Origin of the sequence: Pseudomonas sp. GW531-T4, assembly GCF_017349615.1 — a bacterium.
Taxonomy (GTDB): domain Bacteria; phylum Pseudomonadota; class Gammaproteobacteria; order Pseudomonadales; family Pseudomonadaceae; genus Aquipseudomonas; species Aquipseudomonas chlororaphis_I.
In genome coordinates, this window is the sequence record NZ_JACMZT010000014.1 from 56,101 (window position 1) to 75,146 (window position 19,046).

Sequence of the window (19,046 nt, forward strand, 5' to 3'; positions counted from 1 at the left end):
AACATGAATTTTATTTATCGAATTCGAGCCTGTAGCGTGGCCCCGTCCCTGACCGATGGAGCGCCCTCATGTCCACCCCGCAGCCGCCGTCTCCCGCCGAACGCTACTGGCAGCGCAACCTCGCGGTATGCGCCCTGGGGGCGTTCACCACCATTGTCGCGATGACCCTGCTGTTGCCGTTCCTGCCGTTGTACGTCGAGCAACTGGGCGTCAGCGATCCGGCGGCCATCGTCCAGTGGTCCGGCGTGGCCTTTGGCGCGACCTTCCTGTCGGCGGCGATCACCGCGCCCTTGTGGGGCCGCCTGGGCGATCGCTACGGGCGCAAGCTGATGCTGATCCGCGCCAGCCTCGGCATGGCGCTGGCCATGTCGCTGATCGGCCTGGCGGAGAACGTCTGGCAACTGGTGCTGCTGCGCCTGCTGGCGGGCTTGCTCGGCGGTTATGCCTCGGGGGCGACCATCCTGGTCGCCACGCAAACCCCCAAGGCGCGCTCCGGCTGGGCGTTGGGCGTGCTGTCTTCGGGGATCATGGCCGGCAGCCTGGCCGGGCCCCTGATAGGCGGTCTGCTGCCGCCGCTGATTGGTATCCGCAACACCTTCTTCATCGCCGGCGCGGTGATCTTCGTGACCTTCCTGGCCACCACTTTTTTGTTGAAAGAGGCGCCGCGCGAGCCACGCACGGCCACGCAAAAGGGCCAGGCGCCGGAGCATTCCTGGGCGTCGGTGACGGACAAGAAACCGCTGCTGAGCATGTTCGCGGTGGCCTGCCTGCTGATGTTCGCGACCATGTCCATCGAGCCGATCATCACCGTGTATCTGCAGGAGCTGCGGGCGGAAAACGTCACCCTGATGGCGGGGCTGGTGATGTCCGCCGCGGCCCTGGGCAGCATCATTTCCGCGTCGCAGCTGGGCAAGCTGGCCGACCATATCGGCCATTGGCGGGTGCTCACTGTGTGCCTGGCCGCGGCGGCGCTGTTGTTGATTCCCCAGGCGCTGGTCAGCGCGCCCTGGCAACTGGTGCTGCTGCGTTTTCTCATGGGCCTGGCCCTGGGCGGGCTGTTGCCTTGCATCTCCAGCATCATTCGCCATTCGGTACCGGAAAACATCGCCGGGCGGATGCTCGGCTACTCGACCTCCAGCCAGTACGTCGGACAGGTGCTCGGCCCCCTGGCCGGGGGCTTTCTCGGCGGGCACTTCGGCATGCGCACGGTGTTTGTCGGCACCTGCGGCGTCATGGCCCTGTGTGCCCTTGTCACCTGGTGGTTCGGCTCGATGAAACCTGCCGTGCCGGTGGCAGGCGAAGCCGGTTAGACCGGGCCGGCACCACGCCGCACGCTGCGTTCGACCATGGCGACAATGGTCTCGAACAGCTCGTCGCGGGCTTGCTCGCGGCTGATTTCTCCGGTGGCAGCGGCATGGGACAGGGCCTCGGCGGCCCCGAGCATCGCCCGCAGGCCAGCCGTGGCTACGGTCCCGGGCGCCGCGAAGGGGGCGAGGGCGGCGCGGCATTTTTCCAGGAAGATCAGCTCGTACTCCTCCTTGATCCGCGCCAGTTCCGGCGTACTGGCCAGGGCGGCGATCACCCCGGGGATCTCCCGCCCCTGGGTCAGCACGCAGTCGATATAAGAGCCGGCGATGACCGCCGCGCGGCTGTCCAGGGTCGCTTCGCTGCGCTCCAGGGCGGCGTCCATCAGCAGCGTCTGGCGTGCATCGAAGTCCTGGTACAGCGCCGCCAGCAGCCCGGCGCGGGTGACGAAATGGTCATAGACCACCGGCTTGGTCACCCCGGCCTGCTCGGCGAGGCGGCCCAGGGTCAGGGCCTCGGTGCCTTCGGCGCCGATCAATTGCCAGGCCACTTCCAGCAGCTGTTGCAGGCGCTCTTCCCGGGACAGGCGGCGACGGGGGGGTGAAGCCTCGGAGGGGGTGCTTGACATGCTTATATACCAAAAGTAACTTACTGTTCGTAACTTACCAAAAGTATATATGGCCTGGTTGCCGCCCTCAATCCATTTGCCCCCTTTGCAGGAGTCTTTGCCATGCATGCGCTTATCGTTGTCGCCCACCATGATCCCCGCTCGCTCAGCCACAGCCTGGCTGCCCAAGTTGCCGAGGGCCTTGGGCCGGCCCACTCGTTCGAGATCGCCGACCTGTTCGCCGAGGCATTCGACCCACGCTTCAACATCGCCGACCACGCGGTCCACCGCCGGCAGGAACAGCCCCCGGCCGACGTGCTGGTCGAGCAGGCGCGCATCGACCGTGCCGATGCGCTGGTGCTGGTCTATCCGGTGTACTGGTGGTCGATGCCGGCGCTGCTCAAGGGCTGGATCGACCGGGTGTTCGCCAACGGCTGGGCATTCGATTTCAACCTCGAAGCCAATCGCTTTGAGAAGAAACTCGGACACCTGCGGGTGCACCTGCTCGGCGTCGGTGGGGCCGATGCCGGCACATACGGGCGCCACGGCTACGAGGTGGCGATGAAGACCCAGATCGATCACGGGATCTTCGATTACTGCGGCGCGCGGGTGCTGACCTCGCAGCTGCTGCTGGAATCGGAAAGCCAGGACCCGGCGCTGCATTTGCGCACGGCCCGGGCCATCGGTCGTGGTCTGTTCACCCGCGCCGAAACCGCCGCGGCGGTCCAGGTGGGGTGAGGGGAGGATGTACCGTGCGGCTCCGCGACGTCCCGGTCGCGGAGCGCAGGACGGCACAGGCCGTTAGTGCCCGGCGGGCTGCGCCTGTTGAGTGAGGATGGCCCTGGCCAGTTCTTCATCGCTGGCGTTGAGGCCTGGGTTTTCCTGGCGGATTTTCTGCAGCACCGACTCCAGGTAGACACCACGGATGGCACCACCGCTGGCGACGAAACTGGAGGCGTCGTCACGGGCGGGAATCACCATTTTGTCGTCCTTGAAGGTCGAGTACAGCGAGGCGGAAACCCCTGCCGAGGTGGCGACATCACCCGCATCGACACGGGCCATGGCTGAACCTGCGGGCAGACAGAGCAACAACGAAGAAACGAGTAATAGGCGGCGCATGAGGGCGTCCTCCGACAGCGTGAAGCAAAAAGGAAGTACTACACCATCTAGGATGCGCGGTACTGCCCGGGAGTTCCCTGGGCGCCGGCTGTACCCGCTGGCCGGGCGTTTTGCGTGGGGCAGGAAACGGCCCCCGGCATTGCACCGGGGGCCGTCGTCAACGGGCTGTCAGCTGACGACCCGGTAGCACGGCACATAGGCCGCGCCGCCCGGCAGTTTCATCCGGTGCTGCTGGACGAAGGATTTGAGCAGGTGATCCAGCGGTTGCATGATCGCGGTGTCGCCGTGGATTTCGTACGGGCCGTGCTTCTCGATCAGGCGGATGCCCTTGTCCTTGACGTTGCCGGCGACGATGCCGGAGAACGCGCGGCGCAGGTTGGCCGCCAGTTCGTGGGACGGCAGTGCGTGGTCCAGTTGCAGGCCGGCCATGTTGGCGTGGGTCGGGTCGAACGGGCGCTGGAAGCCTTCGTCGATTTTCAGCAGCCAGTTGAAGTGGAAGGCGTCGTTGCGTTCGCGGCGGAACTGCTTGACCTCCTTGAGCCCCTCGGTCATCTGCCGGGCGACCTCGGCCGGGTCGTCGATGATGATCTGGTACAGGCTGTGGGCCGCATCGCCCAGGGTCGCGCCGACGAAGGCATGCAATTGCTCCAGGTACGGCGCGGCGCTTTTCGGCCCGGTGAGGATCACCGGGAACGGCAGGTCGCGGTTGTCCGGGTGCATAAGGATGCCCAGCAGGTAGAGGAACTCCTCGGCGGTGCCGGCGCCGCCCGGGAAGATGATGATGCCGTGGCCGACGCGGACGAAGGCTTCCAGGCGCTTCTCGATGTCCGGCAGGATCACCAGCTCGTTGACGATCGGGTTCGGCGCCTCGGCGGCGATGATGCCCGGCTCGGTGAGGCCCAGGTAACGGCTGCCGCTCATGCGCTGCTTGGCATGGGCAATGGTCGCACCCTTCATCGGGCCCTTCATCACGCCCGGGCCGCAACCGGTGCAGACGTCCAGTTTGCGCAGGCCCAGCTCATGGCCGACCTTCTTGGTGTACTGGTATTCCTCGGTGCTGATCGAGTGGCCGCCCCAGCACACCACCATCTTCGGCTCCACGCCCGGGCGCAGGGTGCGGGCGTTGCGCAGCAGGTGGAAGACGTAGTCGGTGATGCCCTGGGAGCTTTCCAGGTCGATGCGCTGGCTGGCCAGCTCGCTTTCGGTGTAGACGATGTCGCGCAGGGCGCTGAACAGCATTTCCCGGGTGCTGGCGATCATCTCGCCATCGACGAAGGCATCGGCCGGGGCGTTCAGCAGTTCCAGGCGCACGCCACGGTCTTGCTGGTGGATGCGGACTTCGAAATCCTTGTAGGCGTCGAGGATGGTCTTGGCGTTATCGACATGGGCGCCGGTGTTGAGGATGGCCAGGGCGCACTGGCGGAACAGGGCATAGATGCTGCCGGAACCGGCTTCGCTGAGTTGTTGCACTTCACGTTGGGACAAAGTCTCCAGGCTGCCTTTGGGGCTGACCGAAGCGTTGATGACGTGTCTTGGTTGCATTCTGGATTCCTTGAAAGCGAGACCACCGGCCCATACGGGCCCATGGCTTAAGAATAGTGAGCGGCGGTCGGGACGCCGGGAAAAACATTCTCCCGGGCTTCACGACGCAAAGGCAAACGGGGCCACCGGAACGTGTGGCCCGTGCGCCTCGCTACTTTCTCACAGCTGGTGGTCCGAAGCGAAAACGGCGTGCATCGCCCTTGGCTATGCTCAGCCCATTCACCCATAGGGCTGGGGAGCGCAACCGGGCGTCAGCAGTGCCAGCCTCGTCACGACATTGGGAGTGCGTGAACATGGCACCTGCATCCGAGCGGTCCGCGGTCAACAAGAGCTGCTGAAGTGATTGCCTGTCATGTCACCCATGGCGCTCCGTCGATCTTGTCCGAAGCCTGAATGAATTTATCGGCCCGGCACTGCTCATAACTCTAAATGGCGTAATCGCGCCAGGATCGTGTACGCAGTCAGGGAGCGGCATCCTCATGAGTCCAGTGTCATCCGTCGATCCAGGCCAGCCTTGTCGCCTGCTGTTGGTGGTCGAGGACGAGCCGATGATCCTGGAGTTTCTCTGCGAGATCCTGCAGGACGAGGGTTTCGCCACCCAGGCCATGCCCAGCGCGGATGCGGCGCTGCGGTTCCTGGAAAGCCATCCGGAGCAGGTGCGCCTGCTGCTGACCGATATCAATATGCCGGGCACCCTGAACGGCGCGGGCCTGGCCAACCGGGTGCGCGAGCGCTGGCCGGGCATGCCGGTGCTGGTGATGTCCGGTTACGAGACGCCGCAAAGTTCCGGAATTCGCTATCCGGTGTCGTTCATCCGCAAACCCTGGACCATCGGGCAGATCCTCGACTGTGTCGATGAAGCGTTGAACGGGACGGGGGAATAAAGAGTGGGGCGGAAGGTGAGGCGCGAAGCGGCTTTCGACCACCCAGGACCTCGGGTCCTCGGTGATCGCAAGGGAGGGTGAGCTAGCGGCTCACTCTTTGACGCTCATGAACTCTTTGGCCCAGACGATGTAGTCCTCGGGCTGGGTGTAGGTGTGGGCCAGCTCGGTAGCGCTGAGGTCCGAGGCCTGGGTGAAGATCTGCCGCTGTTCGCGCAGGCAGTCGTAGGTGGCCTTGATCGCCGCGAAATACGCCGCGTGGCCGTCGACGATGATCTTCGCGCCCAGTTGCGCCAGGCGCGCATCGTCGCGCAGCGCCGGGTTGCCGTAGGTCACCAGCATCAGGGGCACCGACAGGTGCTCGGAGATCTGTTCCAGTTGCTCGAAATCCTTGACCCCGACCATGCAGATGCCGTCGGCGCCGGCGCGCTCGTATTGCTGGGTGCGGCTGATGATTTCCTGGATCGGCAGGATCGCCGCGTTGGTCCGGGCGATGATCGCCAGTTCCGGGTCGACCCGGGCTTCCAGCGCCGCGCGGATCTTGCCCACGCCTTCGGCGACCGAGATCAGGTCGGTGGACTTGCGTCCGAACTGGGCCGGCAGCAGGGTGTCTTCGATGGTCAGGGCGGCGACGCCGGCGCGCTCCAGCTCGACCACGGTGCGCATCACATTGAGGGCGTTGCCGTAGCCGTGGTCGGCGTCGGCGATCACCGGCAGTTGGGCGACGCGGCCGATGCGGGTGGCCTGCTCGGCGAATTCGCTCAGGGTGATCAGGGCGAAGTCAGGCGCGGCCAGCACCTGCAGCGAGGCGACGGAGCCGCCGAGAATGCCCACTTCGAACCCCAGGTCGGCGGCGATCCGTGCCGACATCGGGTCGAAGACGGAGGCAGTGTGGAAGCAGGAGTCTGAAGCGATCAACTCGCGAAAACTACGGCGTAAATCTTGATGAGACAGCCTGGACATACGAACTCCCGGAAGGAGGTAAAAGAGATGCCGACGATAGCGTCGAGTCAAAAATGCAATCGGTCGTCCAGCGAGCCTGTGTAGGAGGTTCGCTGCGAAAACCTGGGCAGATGAAGACGAAGCAAGCAGGTATGAAACGGCGGGTGACGCCGCACCGGATGGAAAAAGCCAGGCGGGCGCTCTTGTTATGGCCGGGATGAAGGCTATCACGCCGCCGCGGCGAAAATGATGACGAATTCGTATGGGCCCATGCCAGAACGGCATAGGCCATGCCGGTTGTCATGGGCGCCAGGGCGGGTCGATCATGCCGAATAAGAGGGTTCGCTCATCACTGGTATTTATGGGCGCGTCGATCGCTCGTGGCGAAAACGAGCCTGCGCAGTGGCGGTTCCCACCCCACGGATCACGGGCATGGCTCAATAAAATGTCAGAATTTGAGTCCAGGTCTGGACCTTTTCCCCTGATGCGCAATCATTAGGACGTGGATACCCAAAGGAGAGACGCATGTTCATTCGGTCATTGACCCTCGCAACGCTGCTCGCTGTCGTCGGCCCCGCAATGGCGGCCGACAACGAAGGCCCTCTGGCCCAGGATCAGGGCAAGGCGCGCCCATTGATCGTGATCGCACCCAGCTCCGTGGACCCGACCCTGGTGGCGCTGAAGAAGTCCCTCGACGAGCCGGCCAACCGCCAGGCCTTCAACGAACGCAACATGGTGCTCTACACGGTGATCAACACCATCGGCCAACGCGACGGCAAGGACCTGGACCCGCAATCGACCATGGCGCTGATCCGCAGCCTGAAGCTTGGCGCCGGGGCGCAGACCAAGGTGATCCTGGTGGGCAAGGACGGCGAGAAGAAGCTCGAACATTCCGGGGCCATCGAACTCAAGGAAGTCTTCAGCACCGTCGACCAGCTGCCGGCCGCGGAAAAGGAAGCCGTTGCGCCGACGTTAGCGCCGGTCTCGGAAGTCAAGGCAGCCCACGCCGGCAAAGCCGCCAAATCGGGCAAGCCTGCGGCGCCACCGAAACCGCTGGACGACTGAGCCCGGCCCACACCGTTTGCTGATCCATCCCATCGCGAGCAAGCTCGCTCCTACAGAAACACGCATGCCCCCTGTAGGAGCGAGCTTGCTCGCGAAGCGTTCTGATTGACCTCACCCGGCCATCAGGCATCGGTCACGACACCGCCAGCATTCCTGCCTCTTTTGTTGCATCGCCATCGACCTCGGCGCTTTGCAATGTCCGGCTGACCCCGCGCACGATCATCTCGACTTCCCGCTCGTCGATGATCAGCGCTGGCAGCAGGCGGATGGTGCTGCCCCGGGTCACGTTGATCAGCAGTCCGTGATCCTGGGCCGCCCGGAGCGCCAGCTCGCGTTGTGGGGCTTTCAGCTCGATGCCGATCATCAACCCCAGGCCACGCACCTGCAGGACCTGCGGGTGATCGGCCAGCTCCGCCCGCAAGCGTTGCAGCAGGTGCTCGCCCTGGCGCCTGGCGTTGGCCAGCAGGCCTTGTTGCTCGATGATCTCCAGCACGGTGCAGGCCACCCGGCAGGCCAGCGGGTTGCCACCGAAGGTGCTGCCGTGGCTGCCGGGGGTGAACAGGTGCGCGGCCTTGCCCCGGGCCAGGCAGGCACCGATGGGGATGCCGTTGCCCAGGCCCTTGGCCAGGGTCATCACGTCCGGGACTACGCCTTCATGCTGGCAGGCGAACCACTGGCCGGTGCGGCCGATGCCGGTCTGGATCTCGTCGAGCATCAGCAGCCAGTTGCGCCGGCTGCACAGCTCGCGCACGCCCTTGAGGTAGCCGGGCGGGGCCAGGCGGATACCGCTTTCGCCCTGGATCGGCTCCATCAGCACCGCGGCGATACGCGGGCCGTGGGCCTGCGCGGCTTGCTCCAGGGCGGCCAGGTCACCGAAGGGCAGCTTGAGAAAATCCCCCGGCAGCGAGTTCAGGCCCAGGCGTACCGCTGGCCCGTCGCTGGCCGCCAGGGTGCCCAGGGTACGGCCGTGGAAGGCGTTCTCCATGACGATGATCAGCGGCCGCTCGATGCCTTTGTGCCAGCCGTGCAGCCGCGCCAGCTTCAACGCGGTCTCGTTGGCTTCGGCGCCGGAGTTGTTGAAGAACGCCCGGTCCATCCCGGCCAGGCGGGTCAGCCGCTGCGCCAGCTGCTGTTGCCAGTCGATGCCGTAGAGGTTGGAGGTGTGCAGCAGCAGGCCGGCCTGTTCGCTGATGACACTGACCAGTCTGGGATGGGAATGGCCGACGCCCGTCACCGCCACGCCGGCCACCGCGTCCAGGTATTCGCGGCCGGTCTGGTCCCAGAGGCGCGTGCCCAGGCCGCGGGTGAAGCTCAGCGGCAGCGGCTGATAGGTGTTCATCAGGCAGGTGGCGGTCATGACGGGTAGCTCCATCCAAGGGGTGTGCTGGCAGTATCGTTAGCCACCTGAGCTAGATAAACTCGTCAATTCTTTAATCATCTTCAAGTCAGGGTTGATAATGGATCTGTTCCAGGCGATGACGGTGTACGTGAAGGTGGTGGAGGCGGGGAACATGACTGCCGCCGCCCGCGAGTGCGGCCTGTCCACCACCATGGTCGGCAATCACCTGCGGGCCCTGGAGCAGCGCCTCGGGGTCAGCCTGCTCAGCCGCACCACCAGGCGCCAGCGCCTGACTGAGTTCGGCGCCGAGTATTACCAGCGTTGCCTGGCGGTGCTGGGGTTGGTGGCGGACTCCGAGCGCATGGCGGAACAGGTCCAGGGCGAGCCGTCGGGCACCCTGCGCATCACCGCGCCGCTGACCTTCGGCACCGAGCGCCTGGCGCCGGCCCTGAGCGAATTCCAGCTGCGCTGCCCGCAGGTCAAGGTGGAGCTGACGCTGGCCAACCAGCGCTTCGACTTGATCGACGGTGCCTTCGACGTGGCTTTTCGCCTGGGCAACCTGGACACCTCGTCGCTGATCGCCCGGCCCCTGGAGGACTACACCCTGACCATCTGCGCGGCGCCGGACTATCTACAGCGCTGCGGCACGCCACGAGTCCCGGAGGACCTGCAGCACCACAACTGCCTGGCGTTCGCCTATCCGGCCGGTGACGAGTGGAGCTCCACCGCCACCCAATGGCCGTTGCGCGGGCCCGAGGGCGACGTGCTGATTCCAGTGTCCGGCTCGTTGTTGACCAACACCTCGTCCGGCCTGCATCGCGCGGCGCGGGGTGGCCTGGGGGTGGTGATGATGCCCGATGCCCTGGTGGAAGAAGACCTGCAACAGGGGCGGCTGGTGCCCGTGCTGCAGGACTATCAATTGCCCCGGCGGGCGATGCACCTGCTCTACGCCCAGGACCGTTACCGCCTGCCCAAGCTGCGCAGTTTCGTTGAGTTTGCCTTGGAGAAATGGGGGCGCTAAGCAGCGCCAGGTCGTGAAACATAGACCCCGCCGTGCCAGTCTGGCAGCGACGGGGTCTGGAGTGACGCTATTTACCGGTCAGCTCAACTCGACCGGTTTCAACTGCTCCCAGGATTCCACCGGCCCCGGGTTGGCCGGCTGGCTGCCGCCGCCAAAACACACCGCCAGCTTGTTCAGCGCATTGATCGCGGTGGTGACCGCGCCTTCGGCCCAGCCGGCCGTCCAGGACACGTCATCGCCCGCCAGGATGAAGCGGTCGGGATTGCCGGTGTCGATGCCGCTCATGAACTGGGAAAAGATCCGCCGCTGATATTCGTACTGCCCCGGCAGGTTCATCTTGAAGGCGCCCAGGTACAGCGGCTGATCCTCCCAGTTGTGCTCCACGAACGCATTGACGGTGCTGTATTGCTCGTTGAGGTTGATCCCCGGGTAGACGTTGTCCAGCAGGTTGGTGCACAGCTCGACATGCTGCGGTAACGGCGCGGGGCGGTCGCCGAGGAATTTCAGCGCATCGTCGTTCCAGGTGTAGGACAGGAAGATCCCGCTGCCTTTGTAGTCGCCCTTGCTGGCCGAGTAGTCGACCAGGTAAGTGCCGCGGGTCAGGCGGTCGGAGAGGGTGATGCTCATCTTGCGTTGCTCGTCGCCCACCACCGGGTCGTTCCAGAACGGGCGCTGGGTGGCGGCGAAAATCTTCGCCGACTGCATGTAGTGGGTGTACATGATGGCTTCCCAGGTATCGATGGGCAGCAGGCTGTTCATGGCGGGAAGGCTTTGCGGGTTCCCCGAGTAGCGCAGTTTGTCGAGGATCCGCACATGCGGGGTGTAGATGACGCTGGGGAAGTGGCACTGCTGGGTCTTCCGGGTGCGGGTGTCGGTGATGGCGACGCGGAAGGAACCGTCCGGCTGGCGTTCGATGTGTCGCACCTCCTTGTGGAACGGGTCGGCGAATACCTCGCGCGACAGCGCTTCGACCGTGGTGTCCTCGCCCCAGTGCAGCATCACGTCACCCAGTTCTTTCGGCGCCTTGGACCAGAGTCGTTGCGGCAGGCTCGAGGAGCCGTCGAACATCAGTTGGTGGTCGGCATCCAGGCCGGTGTACAGCACGCGCAGCAACTCGAGGATGCTGTTGGGGTAGTCGGTGTTCCAGCCGCCGGTGCCGAAGCCGATCTGGCCGAACAGGTCGATATCGGCCTTGCTCCAGCCGGAGTTTTCCAGGAGCGCGGCGTAGAAGCTGACGTCGTCGCCGCTGGTTCCCGACTGAGGTTTGACGATGGCATTCCAGAGCTGCTTGATCTTCTGTTGATCGATGGAGCCCTCGGTCATGGCCTTTTCCAGATCTTTGAAGTGGTAGTTTTCCAGGAAGTCATCGAAGAACTGGTCTTCCAGCTCGACGTATTCCTGTGGCTTTGGAAAGGCCGGGTTGCCGTCCACTTCGTAATAGACCTTCTCCCCGCGGTAATCGACCACCGTGCTGACGGCGGCGGCAGTCCCCGGGTTGGGAAAGTCCGCCGAGTTTTCGGTCATGCCGACTTTGCGGAAGTAGTGGAACAGCGCCTTGCCCGACACCGGGAAACGCATGGCGCCCAGTTCACAGAGCACCTGGCTGCCCGGGTTTTCGGGGTCGCCCTGGACCTTGGAGTAGAGCCGCCCGCCGATGCGCTCGGAGGCCTCGACCACCACCGGGTGCAGGCCCATGCGCATGGCTTCATAGGCGGCGACCAGACCGGAGACGCCAGCGCCGACGATCAACACTTTCTGCCCATAGTTCTCCGGGTCTACCTGGCAGGGGGGAAGCTTTCGATTAGTCGCGCTCTGCAAATAGTTGGCGTAGTGAAAGGGGAAGTCCGGAATCAGCGCAGTGACATCCTTGTTCATGCGCAGGGGAGAGCGGTTGGTTCTTGAAGGAATCGCAGACATGGGGTTTCTCCTTGAAAGTCATTTCCATGTGTTTCCACTTGCTCGATGGCTCTATATCCATAGTCGCCGAGGCTTCAGCCTAGAGCAGATTCCCGGGTTGTATAGGTTCGCGCGGGTTTTGTGCCCGCACGAGCCGAAGGAACTAGGATTGCACCGCCGTGCACAACTCCACCAGCAGGCCGTCGGGGCAACGCACATAGGACACGGTCTGCCCCCAGGGTTTTTCGCTGGGCGCGCTGAGTTCGCTGGCGCCGGCATCCAGCGCCTTTTGATGGGCGGCGTGCACGTCTGCGCAGACCAGGCCGATTTCCATGCCCAGCGGCCTGGCCGAGCTGTGGGCCTCGACGTGGCCGCCGTTGAAGTTCATTGCGCCCAGTTCATGGGCGGCGAAGGCGAGGGCGGTGGCGCCGGTTTCCAGTTCGCCGTAGGTGCCGGACTCATGGAGAAAACGGGTGGGCAGGCCGAAGGCGCGATTGAAGAACGCCAGCGAGGCGCTGACATCCGGGACATAGAAAATGGTGTAGGCGAATTTCATGCTTGAGCGATCCTTGTTCATTGAAACTGGAGGGCCACGAAGGCCGGTTTATGTGTCGCCCTGGCACCCGCTTGGGCGTGCGCATGAGTAGGAGTGCCCGGTCGGTTTGGGCACTGAGCATTCAGGGTGCTGCGCAAGCGTACTACCCGATTCCAGGGACGATGATTTTCAATGGTTACAGATCGCTACCAGGCAGGTGTCGCGGCGAAAGGCTTGCTGGCGATGGCGGTCGTGAGGGCGCTATCGCGAGCAAGCTTCGCTCCTACAGAAGCGAGGAGTACGGGGCCTTAGCGCAACCGTTCAAGCATCTGGTAGTACCACATGCCCGCCGCCAGCATCGGGTTGCCCAGCTGGTCGCCGAAGGGCACGCGGATGTGCTGGCAGGCGGCGAAGGTGTCGTAGTCGCCCAAGTGCCCGGTGATGGCCTGGGCCATGATCTCGCCCATGATGTGGCTGGTGGCGATGCCGTGGCCGGAGTAGCCCTGGCAATACCAGACGTTGTCCGAGAGCTTGCCCAGTTGCGGGATGCGGTTGATCACGATGCCCATGGCGCAGCTCCACTGGAAGTCGATGGCCACGCCCTTGAGCGCCGGGAAGGTGCGTTCGATGCACGGGCGCAGTTCGCCGGCGATGTCCCGCGAGTCCTTGCCGCTGTAGTTGGCGCCGCCGCCGAACAACAGGCGGCCGTCGGCGGTCATGCGGTAATAGTCGAGCACGAAGCGGCAATCGTAGACCGCCAGGTCCTGGGGGTTGAGGCGCTTGGCCAGGTCGCCCAGGGGCGCGGTGGTGACGATGCCGCCCATGGCCGGGAAGATCTTGCCCTTGAGTTGTTTCGGCTCCAGCTTGTGGTACACGTCGCCGGCCAGCAGCACCTGTCTGGCGTCGATGCGGCCCTGGGCGGTGATCACCGCCGGGCGCTCGCCGTGGACGATCTGCAGCACTTCGCTGTGCTCGAAGATCAGCGCGCCGAGGCTCTCGGCGGCGCGGGCTTCGCCGATGCACAGGTTCAGCGGATGCAGGTGCAGGTTGCGGGTGTTCTTGATCGCACCGTGGTACAGCGGGCTGTCCAGCACCTCGCGCAGCTGTTGCTGGTCCAGCAGGCTGACCTCGTCGCCCATGCCGCGGCGCACCGCTTCTTCATAGTCGGCACGCAGGCCGGCGAGGTGGCTGGGCTTGTAGGCGGCATGCAGGTGGCCGTGCTTGAGGTCGCAGGCGATGGCGTATTTGTCCACGCGCTGGCGGATGATCCGGTGCCCGCGCCAGCGCAGTTGCCAGATGAAATCGTCGACCTCGTCGCCCAGGGTGCGGCGCATCTGCTTGCGCATGGCCTCGTCGCCGGACAGGCTGCCGGTGACCTGGCCGCCGTTGCGCCCGGTAGCGCCCCAGCCGATCTTGTGGCTTTCGACCAGGGCCACTTTCAGGCCTTTTTCCGCCAGTTCCACGGCGCTGGCGACGCCAGTGAAACCGCCGCCGATGATCACCACGTCGACGCTCACCTGGCCTTGCAGGGGCGGGTAGGCGGTTTCGTCATTCAGGGTGGCGCTGTAGTAGGAAGGGCAGCGTTCGGCTGCCGGTGTTACCGGGTTGAATGCGGCTGTCATGGGTCGTTCTCGAATGCTGGGAAGGGGCCGGGCCGGCGCTATGACGCCGGCCAGCGCGTCACGCCTGGGTCAGGTACCAGCGCCAGTCCTGCTCGCCGACTTCGGCCATGAACTGGCGGTATTCGGCGCGCTTGACCGCCAGGTAGACCCCGAGGAATTCGCTGCCCAGGGCATTGCGGGCCCAGCTGGAGTTCTCCAGGGCGGTCAGCGAGGTCAGCCAGTCGGTGGGCAGCAGTTCGCTGGCCTGGGCATAGCCGTTGCCTTGCACCGGGTCGCCCGGATCGAGTTGTTCGCGCAGGCCGCGATGGATCCCGGCGAGGATCGCCGCGGCCGCCAGGTAGGGGTTGGCGTCGGCGCCGCAGATGCGGTGCTCGATATGCCGGCTGTTGGCCGGGCCGCCCGGCACTCGCAGGCTCACCGTGCGGTTGTCGACGCCCCAGGTCGGTGCCAGCGGCGCGTAGCTGTTGGCCTGGAAGCGGCGATAGGAATTGGCGTTGGGGCAGAACAGCAGCAGCGAGTCGAGCAGCGACGCGAGCATGCCACCCACCGCCTGGCGCAGCAGCGGGGTGCCGGCCGGGTCTTCGGCGGCGAACAGGTTGTGGCCCGCGGCGTCGGCGAGGCTCACGTGCATGTGCATGCCGGTGCCCGCCAGGTCATCGAAGGGCTTGGCCATGAAGGTCGCCTGCATCCCGTGCTGGTGGGCCACGGCCTTGACCAGGCGCTTGTAGCGCACCGCCTGGTCCATGGCCTCCAGGGCATCACCGTGCTCCAGGGTGATTTCCACCTGGCCCGGGGCGTATTCGGAAATCGCCGTGCGCGCCGGAATGCCTTGCAGCTTGCAGGCGGCGTAGAGGTCGGCGAGGAAGGGTTCGATCTGCTCCAGCTCGCGCAGGCCATAGACCTGGGTGTGCCGTGGCCGGCCGCCGTCGGCGTCCAGCGCCGGTTGCGGGCGGCCGTTGCTGTCGCGCTTGGTATCCAGCAGGTAGAACTCCAGCTCGCAGGCCATCACCGGGTGATATCCCTCGGCCTTGAGCTGGTCGATGACCTTGATCAACAGGTGGCGCGGGTCGGCGATGCTGGCCGGCAGGCCTTCCTGCGGGTGCATGCTGACCTGCACCGCGGCGGTGGGGATCTGTCGCCACGGCAGGCGCACCAGGCTGCCGGCCAGCGGGTAGGCGCGGCAGTCGATATCGCCGACGTCCCAGACCAGACCGGAGTTTTCCACGTCGTCGCCCTGCAGGGTCAGGCCGAGGATGGTGCTGGGCAGCGGGCGGCCGCTTTCATAGACCGCCAGCAGTTCTTCGCGGTGCAGCAGCTTGCCGCGCGGCACGCCGTTGGCGTCGAGGATGAACAGCTCGATCATGTCGATATCGGGGTTGGCGGCCAGGAAGCTACGGGCCTCATCAAGGGCTGCAAATTTCATGGTTCTCTCGCTTGCGCCATGACGGCGCGCAGGTTCGGTTCATGCAGCGGCGCCGGCATGGCCCGGTTGCAATGGCAGATAGCAAGGCGGCAGGGCTCGACGCGCAAAGGCGCGCGTTCAGAGCGAAAGCGAGAGATCCGGAGGGCGCGAGGAATGACGCAGGCGGGAGCGGCACAGGGCCATGGGCAGATTGACCAGCAGTTTCATCGCGGGTCCCCGGGGGTGCCGTGGAGATCGCCGCGGGTGCGTTGCGTTGTCGCCATGCCAATGCCGAGGCGGCTGCACGGGGCAGCAGCGCATGTCTGGCAGGGCGGGCGGCAACACAAGGCGTTCATCGGTCGGCGGATCTCGTCAAGAATTCACGGACATTTCGTGCAAGTGAGGCTCACCGTTTTACCGGGACTGGTCCTCGCTGCCAAGGGGCGCGTCACAAAATATTTAACACCGCCCCCGGCAACGTAACGGAAAAAGTCCTCAGTAGATCCAGGGCACCAGGCGCCAGGTGTAGGCGCAGTAAGTGTCGTATTGCTTGCCGAACTCTTTGCGCAGCAAGGCTTCTTCGGCGTGGATGCGGGCGATCAGCGGGATCAGCATCAAGGCTGTCAGCAGCAGGCCGACCCCGGAGCGGAAGGCCAGGGCCCAGCCCACGCAATTGATCAGCAACCCCAGGTAACTCGGATTACGCAGGGTGCCGTAGATGCCGGTGGTCACCAGCTGATGGCCGGGCTGGATCGCCACCAGGCCGCTGAAGCGATTGCCCAGCACGAACACCGGCCACAGCCGCAAGATGCCACCGGCGATAAAGAACACCACGCCGAACCAGCGCGTGTCGGTGCCGCCAAAGGTCCAGAAATTCAGGCGGTCGGTGTAGGCGGGAAGAAAGGCCAGCAACAGCCCGAGGATGCCGAAGGCGGCGAGGACCCAGCGGTTTTCCCGGTCTTCCTGTTTGCCGGGGCTCAGGTTGCCTTCGCTGAACTGGGCCACGCCGGCCATCGCCAGCAAGGACAGGGCGATGACCCACAACGCCGGGTGGGAGAAGAACGCCACCAGCCCGCCCATGCCGAGGATGGCCAGGCCAAGGTAGACGAGGCTGGCGACCAGGCTGAGCGCCGCGAGTCTGGGAGAGTTACGCATGATGGCCCCTCACGAATGCCGAGGTGTATGCATTCAGTGTAGGTCCATCGCCGAGACAGCCCAGGTCGCCCGCGGCACCGCGTCGCCTGCATCGCCGGCAAGCCTGGCTCCTACAGAAGAGGAGGTGTTCACGCATGTCTGTAGCCGCTGCCGAGCAGCGCGAGGCTGCGCTCGAGGACGAAGTCCTCGCAAAACCTGCGCATGCGGTTTGCCTGTAGGAACGCGGTGCCCGGTTTTGCGGCCCCTGCGTTGCCGATCGCAGCCTCGCGGGCTCGGCAGCGGCTACAGGGACGCCATGGTGTTCCCGGCTTCTGTAGGAGCGAGGCTTGCCCGCGAGGCGGTGTATCTGACACCCCATCTCGCCTGGATCACCTACGGATGCACAGGCGGTTTCTCCGCCAACTGGGCGACCAGGAATTCGATAAAGGCCCGGGTCTTTTGCGGCACGCGCCGGGCCGACGGGTACACCGCGTGGATGCTGATCGGCGGCGCCTGCCATTCGCACAGCACCGGCACCAGGCGGCCGGCGGCCAGGGCGTCGGCGACGATGAAGTCGGGCAGCAGGGCGATGCCCATGCCGGCCTCGGCGGCCTGGGCCAGCAGGTCGCCGTTGTTGGCGTGCAGCGGGCCGGTGACGTGGACGCGCTGGGTGTCTTTGCCGTTGCTCAATTGCAGGCTGACTCCGCTTTGCAGGTAGCCATAGTTCAGGCACTGGTGGGCGGTCAGGTCGCGGGGCGTCTGCGGGATGCCGGCGCGCTTCAGGTAGTCCGGCGAGGCCACCATGATCCGCGGCGCCGGGGCCAGCAGCTTGGCGACCATCGACGAGTCGGCCAGGCTGGCGATGCGGATGGTCACGTCGAAACCGCCGCGTACCGGGTCCACCTGCTGGTCGCTGAGCACCAGCTGCAACTCGATGTTCGGGTGCTGCTCATGGAATAGCGGCACCAGCGGCCCGAGGCGGCGCAAGCCAAAGGACATCGGCGCGTTGACCCGCAGCACCCCGCGCAATTCGCCGATGCCGTCCCGCGCCCGCTGTTCGGCCTCGTCCACGGCGGCCAGGACTTCCCGCGCCGACTCGTAGTACTCGGCGCCGGCTTCGGTCAGGTGCAGGCTGCGGGTGGTGCGGTGCAGCAACTGCACGCCGATGGCTTCCTCCAACGCCTGGATCTGTTTGCTGACTTTCGAGCGCGGCACGTCCATGGCCCGGGCCGCAGCGGCGAAGCCGTTGGCATCGACCGTGATGACAAACGCGCGCATGCATTCGATGCGATCCATGACTGTCCCTATTTTGGAATCAATGATTCTCGATTTTAGGGAATTGTCCCTTTTTAATCTAGCCCCTAAATTAGCCACCAAGCCGGCAGCAAAGCCTCCACAACGGAATCCGCGCCGAGCCCCCGAATTTTGCAACTCAACGCTTTAACCCACTTAGCTATCGACATCAAAAGGAACGCGCCATGTCTATCCGTGAACTGCTCAACCCAAGCAACTCCGCCCTGATCCTGATCGACCACCAGCCACAGATGTCCTTCGGTGTGCAGTCGATCGACCGCCAGACCCTGAAGAACAACACCGTGGGCCTGGCCAAGGCGGCGAAGATCTTCAACGTGCCGACCATCTTCACCTCGGTGGAAACCGAGAGCTTCAGCGGCTACATCTGGCCGGAACTGCTCAGCGTGTTCCCGGACCACCAGCCGATCGAGCGCACCTCGATGAACTCCTGGGAAGACAAGAAGCTGGTGGAAGCGGTCAAGGCCACCGGGCGCAAGAAGCTGATCATGGCCGCGCTGTGGACCGAGGTCTGCCTGAACTTCCCGGCCCTGGAAGCCCTGGCCGAAGGTTATGAGGTGTACATCGTCACCGACGCTTCCGGTGGCACTACCCAGGAAGCCCATGACATGTCGGTGCAGCGCATGATCCAGGCCGGCGCGGTGCCGGTGACCTGGCAGCAAGTGCTGCTCGAATTCCAGCGCGACTGGGCGCACAAGGAAACCTACGACGCGGTGATGGACCTGGTGCGTGAGCATAGCGGCGCCTACGGCATGGGCGTGGACTATGCCTACACCATGGTGCACAAGGCGCCGCAGCGTCAGGTCAAGTAAGCCAGCGACCAACGATAACGCGGTTTAGCAGAAGCACCGCGTCATCCAAATAACCGGCAAGTTGCAATAAAAAAGGGACGCTCTTATTGGAGCGTCCCTTCTTGTTTAATGAATCAACGGTTGATCAGCGACAACGACAAGTTGCACTTAGCAGAACCGGTCAATCACCCGAACTTCCGACTTGTTCTGCAGCGATTGCCATTCATTCTTCAGGGTATCGAGTACCCGTCCGATGAAGTCCCTGTCGGCGGCGGCCTTCTTGCCGACGTAGCCCTGGCCACGGCGGTACATTTTCAGGCGGGCCAGCAGGTCCTGGTTGTTCTTGTCGAACTCTTCTTCATGGGCGTGGGGCGACAGGCAGTCGATATGGACCTGGCCAGACTTGGCAATCCACAGGATGTGGCTGTCATGTTTGTCTTTCTGTGCCGCGAACATACGAGCCAGTTCATCAATAGTAGGTTGATTGTTCAGATTCATTTGTAAGCCCCTTGACCATTTCGATCTATCTAGTTG

At 64.5% G+C, this 19,046-nt stretch carries 18 protein-coding genes; 6 read left to right on the plus strand and 12 right to left on the minus strand.

Annotated features, from left to right (window positions below; translation table 11 throughout):
- The first annotated feature begins 68 nt into the window (after positions 1-68).
- Positions 69-1,310: an MFS transporter gene (locus tag J4D28_RS13665; protein ID WP_028682650.1), complete on the plus strand. Its 1,242-nt coding sequence runs from the start codon at positions 69-71 to the stop codon at positions 1,308-1,310.
- Here J4D28_RS13665 and J4D28_RS13670 read toward each other — a convergent pair.
- Positions 1,307-1,933: a TetR/AcrR family transcriptional regulator gene (locus tag J4D28_RS13670; protein WP_016702830.1), complete on the minus strand. Its 627-nt coding sequence runs from the start codon at positions 1,931-1,933 to the stop codon at positions 1,307-1,309. The two genes, J4D28_RS13665 and J4D28_RS13670, sit on opposite strands and share 4 nt — an antisense overlap.
- A 102-nt stretch (positions 1,934-2,035) precedes the next feature.
- Between J4D28_RS13670 and J4D28_RS13675 the strand changes: the two genes are divergently transcribed.
- The gene (locus tag J4D28_RS13675) at positions 2,036-2,650 is read left to right on the plus strand and encodes an NAD(P)H-dependent oxidoreductase (protein ID WP_016702829.1); all 615 of its coding nucleotides are present in this window, start codon (positions 2,036-2,038) and stop codon (positions 2,648-2,650) included.
- A gap of 63 nt (positions 2,651-2,713) precedes the next feature.
- Here J4D28_RS13675 and J4D28_RS13680 read toward each other — a convergent pair whose 3' ends face one another.
- Positions 2,714-3,031 (minus strand): DUF2388 domain-containing protein, encoded by a 318-nt coding sequence (locus tag J4D28_RS13680; RefSeq protein ID WP_007924983.1) that lies wholly within the window; start codon positions 3,029-3,031, stop codon positions 2,714-2,716.
- 168 nt (positions 3,032-3,199) lie between these two features.
- Entirely contained in the window at positions 3,200-4,573 is a 1,374-nt protein-coding gene (gene ppnN, locus J4D28_RS13685; RefSeq protein ID WP_009048358.1) for a nucleotide 5'-monophosphate nucleosidase PpnN, read from the minus strand.
- A gap of 479 nt (positions 4,574-5,052) precedes the next feature.
- Here ppnN and J4D28_RS13690 point away from each other — a divergent pair, with 479 nt between their 5' ends.
- Positions 5,053-5,457, plus strand: coding sequence for a response regulator (locus J4D28_RS13690; RefSeq protein ID WP_009048359.1), 405 nt, complete (start codon positions 5,053-5,055; stop codon positions 5,455-5,457).
- 90 nt (positions 5,458-5,547) lie between these two features.
- Here the strand turns inward: J4D28_RS13690 and J4D28_RS13695 are convergent, their stop codons facing one another.
- Positions 5,548-6,417 (minus strand): oxaloacetate decarboxylase, encoded by an 870-nt coding sequence (locus J4D28_RS13695; protein WP_009048360.1) that lies wholly within the window; start codon positions 6,415-6,417, stop codon positions 5,548-5,550.
- A 504-nt stretch (positions 6,418-6,921) separates the two neighbouring features.
- Between J4D28_RS13695 and J4D28_RS13700 the strand changes: the two genes are divergently transcribed.
- Positions 6,922-7,461 carry a DUF4174 domain-containing protein gene (locus J4D28_RS13700; RefSeq protein ID WP_016702828.1) on the plus strand — a complete coding sequence of 180 codons (540 nt, stop codon included), beginning with the start codon at positions 6,922-6,924 and terminating at the stop codon, positions 7,459-7,461.
- Between the two features lie 133 nt (positions 7,462-7,594).
- Here J4D28_RS13700 and J4D28_RS13705 read toward each other — a convergent pair whose 3' ends face one another.
- Positions 7,595-8,818: an aspartate aminotransferase family protein gene (locus J4D28_RS13705; protein ID WP_009048362.1), complete on the minus strand. Its 1,224-nt coding sequence runs from the start codon at positions 8,816-8,818 to the stop codon at positions 7,595-7,597.
- A 100-nt stretch (positions 8,819-8,918) separates the two neighbouring features.
- On the opposite strand from J4D28_RS13705, the gene J4D28_RS13710 reads away from it, so the two are divergent.
- Positions 8,919-9,821 carry a LysR family transcriptional regulator gene (locus tag J4D28_RS13710; protein ID WP_009048363.1) on the plus strand — a complete coding sequence of 301 codons (903 nt, stop codon included), beginning with the start codon at positions 8,919-8,921 and terminating at the stop codon, positions 9,819-9,821.
- Positions 9,822-9,899: 78 nt separating this feature from the next.
- Here the strand turns inward: J4D28_RS13710 and J4D28_RS13715 are convergent, their stop codons facing one another.
- The 6 genes from J4D28_RS13715 to J4D28_RS13740 form a co-directional block, all read right to left on the minus strand.
- On the minus strand, positions 9,900-11,738 hold the full coding sequence (locus J4D28_RS13715; protein ID WP_103331069.1) for an NAD(P)/FAD-dependent oxidoreductase: 1,839 nt from the start codon (positions 11,736-11,738) through the stop codon (positions 9,900-9,902).
- Between the two features lie 142 nt (positions 11,739-11,880).
- The gene (locus tag J4D28_RS13720; RefSeq protein ID WP_103331068.1) at positions 11,881-12,273 is read right to left on the minus strand and encodes a VOC family protein; all 393 of its coding nucleotides are present in this window, start codon (positions 12,271-12,273) and stop codon (positions 11,881-11,883) included.
- A gap of 287 nt (positions 12,274-12,560) precedes the next feature.
- Positions 12,561-13,874 carry an FAD-binding oxidoreductase gene (locus J4D28_RS13725; protein ID WP_016702826.1) on the minus strand — a complete coding sequence of 438 codons (1,314 nt, stop codon included), beginning with the start codon at positions 13,872-13,874 and terminating at the stop codon, positions 12,561-12,563.
- A gap of 58 nt (positions 13,875-13,932) precedes the next feature.
- On the minus strand, positions 13,933-15,297 hold the full coding sequence (locus tag J4D28_RS13730; protein ID WP_103331067.1) for a glutamine synthetase family protein: 1,365 nt from the start codon (positions 15,295-15,297) through the stop codon (positions 13,933-13,935).
- A gap of 474 nt (positions 15,298-15,771) precedes the next feature.
- Positions 15,772-16,431 carry an isoprenylcysteine carboxylmethyltransferase family protein gene (locus J4D28_RS13735; protein ID WP_009048368.1) on the minus strand — a complete coding sequence of 220 codons (660 nt, stop codon included), beginning with the start codon at positions 16,429-16,431 and terminating at the stop codon, positions 15,772-15,774.
- Between the two features lie 372 nt (positions 16,432-16,803).
- The gene (locus tag J4D28_RS13740; protein WP_009048369.1) at positions 16,804-17,706 is read right to left on the minus strand and encodes a LysR family transcriptional regulator; all 903 of its coding nucleotides are present in this window, start codon (positions 17,704-17,706) and stop codon (positions 16,804-16,806) included.
- Between the two features lie 182 nt (positions 17,707-17,888).
- On the opposite strand from J4D28_RS13740, the gene J4D28_RS13745 reads away from it, so the two are divergent.
- Positions 17,889-18,533, plus strand: a complete 645-nt coding sequence (locus J4D28_RS13745) for a hydrolase (RefSeq protein WP_016702824.1) — start codon at positions 17,889-17,891, stop codon at positions 18,531-18,533.
- 147 nt (positions 18,534-18,680) lie between these two features.
- On the opposite strand, the gene J4D28_RS13750 is transcribed toward J4D28_RS13745, so the two are convergent.
- Complete coding sequence (locus tag J4D28_RS13750) at positions 18,681-19,010, minus strand: hypothetical protein (RefSeq protein ID WP_009048371.1); 330 nt, start codon at positions 19,008-19,010, stop codon at positions 18,681-18,683.
- Between the last annotated feature and the right edge of the window lie 36 nt (positions 19,011-19,046).

Excerpts from the sequence above, each read along its gene's own strand:
- J4D28_RS13745 (WP_016702824.1), top strand. The coding sequence starts at position 17,889 with ATGTCTATCCGTGAACTGCTCAACCCAAGCAACTCCGCCCTGATCCTG.
- J4D28_RS13700 (WP_016702828.1), top strand. The coding sequence starts at position 6,922 with ATGTTCATTCGGTCATTGACCCTCGCAACGCTGCTCGCTGTCGTCGGC.
- ppnN (WP_009048358.1), bottom strand. The coding sequence starts at position 4,573 with ATGCAACCAAGACACGTCATCAACGCTTCGGTCAGCCCCAAAGGCAGC.
- J4D28_RS13735 (WP_009048368.1), bottom strand. The coding sequence starts at position 16,431 with ATGCGTAACTCTCCCAGACTCGCGGCGCTCAGCCTGGTCGCCAGCCTC.
- J4D28_RS13675 (WP_016702829.1), top strand. The coding sequence starts at position 2,036 with ATGCATGCGCTTATCGTTGTCGCCCACCATGATCCCCGCTCGCTCAGC.
- J4D28_RS13730 (WP_103331067.1), bottom strand. The coding sequence starts at position 15,297 with ATGAAATTTGCAGCCCTTGATGAGGCCCGTAGCTTCCTGGCCGCCAAC.
- J4D28_RS13725 (WP_016702826.1), bottom strand. The coding sequence starts at position 13,874 with ATGACAGCCGCATTCAACCCGGTAACACCGGCAGCCGAACGCTGCCCT.
- J4D28_RS13740 (WP_009048369.1), bottom strand. The coding sequence starts at position 17,706 with ATGGATCGCATCGAATGCATGCGCGCGTTTGTCATCACGGTCGATGCC.
- J4D28_RS13705 (WP_009048362.1), bottom strand. The coding sequence starts at position 8,818 with ATGACCGCCACCTGCCTGATGAACACCTATCAGCCGCTGCCGCTGAGC.
- J4D28_RS13690 (WP_009048359.1), top strand. The coding sequence starts at position 5,053 with ATGAGTCCAGTGTCATCCGTCGATCCAGGCCAGCCTTGTCGCCTGCTG.
- J4D28_RS13720 (WP_103331068.1), bottom strand. The coding sequence starts at position 12,273 with ATGAAATTCGCCTACACCATTTTCTATGTCCCGGATGTCAGCGCCTCG.
- J4D28_RS13670 (WP_016702830.1), bottom strand. The coding sequence starts at position 1,933 with ATGTCAAGCACCCCCTCCGAGGCTTCACCCCCCCGTCGCCGCCTGTCC.
- J4D28_RS13680 (WP_007924983.1), bottom strand. The coding sequence starts at position 3,031 with ATGCGCCGCCTATTACTCGTTTCTTCGTTGTTGCTCTGTCTGCCCGCA.
- J4D28_RS13715 (WP_103331069.1), bottom strand. The coding sequence starts at position 11,738 with ATGTCTGCGATTCCTTCAAGAACCAACCGCTCTCCCCTGCGCATGAAC.
- J4D28_RS13695 (WP_009048360.1), bottom strand. The coding sequence starts at position 6,417 with ATGTCCAGGCTGTCTCATCAAGATTTACGCCGTAGTTTTCGCGAGTTG.
- J4D28_RS13710 (WP_009048363.1), top strand. The coding sequence starts at position 8,919 with ATGGATCTGTTCCAGGCGATGACGGTGTACGTGAAGGTGGTGGAGGCG.
- J4D28_RS13750 (WP_009048371.1), bottom strand. The coding sequence starts at position 19,010 with ATGAATCTGAACAATCAACCTACTATTGATGAACTGGCTCGTATGTTC.
- J4D28_RS13665 (WP_028682650.1), top strand. The coding sequence starts at position 69 with ATGTCCACCCCGCAGCCGCCGTCTCCCGCCGAACGCTACTGGCAGCGC.